General features: G+C 55.1%; 1 protein-coding gene and 1 pseudogene. Both read left to right on the forward strand.

Features of this window, described 5'->3' with window-relative positions:
- Positions 1–391: pseudogene (locus AC1DRJ_RS31365) on the forward strand (carboxynorspermidine decarboxylase); the annotation flags it as partial.
- Positions 392–418: 27 nt separating this feature from the next.
- Positions 419–647 (forward strand): saccharopine dehydrogenase NADP-binding domain-containing protein (locus AC1DRJ_RS31370; protein ID WP_477805524.1); only part of this gene is annotated, 229 nt, incomplete at its 3' end.

Below are 647 nucleotides of genomic sequence, written 5' to 3' on the forward strand. Positions count from 1 at the left end.
CACTCAGAGCGCGTCGCTGGAAGTCACCGTGCTCGACACCCTCTACAATGGCAAGCACCTGGCGGTCGTGGACAGCTCCATCGAAGCCCACATGCTCGATCTGCTGATCTATCGCCTGAATGCCAAGCTGGCGCCGAGCGAGGGCGAACACACCTACATGGTCTGYGGCAAATCCTGCCTGGCCGGTGACATTTTCGGTGAGTATCAATTTGATCGTCCGCTGGCCATCGGGGATCGGCTTTCGTTCATCGATGCGGCGGGTTACACCATGGTCAAGAAGAACTGGTTCAACGGTTTGAAAATGCCGTCCATCGTAGTGAAACAACTCGACGGTAGTGTCGAGGTGGTTCGTGAGTTTGGTTACAACGACTACATGTCCAGCCTTTCGTAAGCTGGCTGAGAAGGAGAGATAGATAAATTGAAGAAGAACGTACTTATCATTGGCGCAGGAGGTGTCGCCAAGGTGGTGGCCCACAAGTGCGCGCAGCACAACGATGAACTCGGTCGTATTGCTATCGCGTCGCGCAACATCTCCAAATGCCAGGCCATCATCGATAGCGTCAAGGCCAAGGGCAGCCTCAAACAGCCCGCCGAAATCCAGGCTTTCTCGCTGAACGCACTGGACATTGAAGCGACCAAGGCGCTGA

This window comes from Pseudomonas sp. P5_B2 (assembly GCF_056400445.1).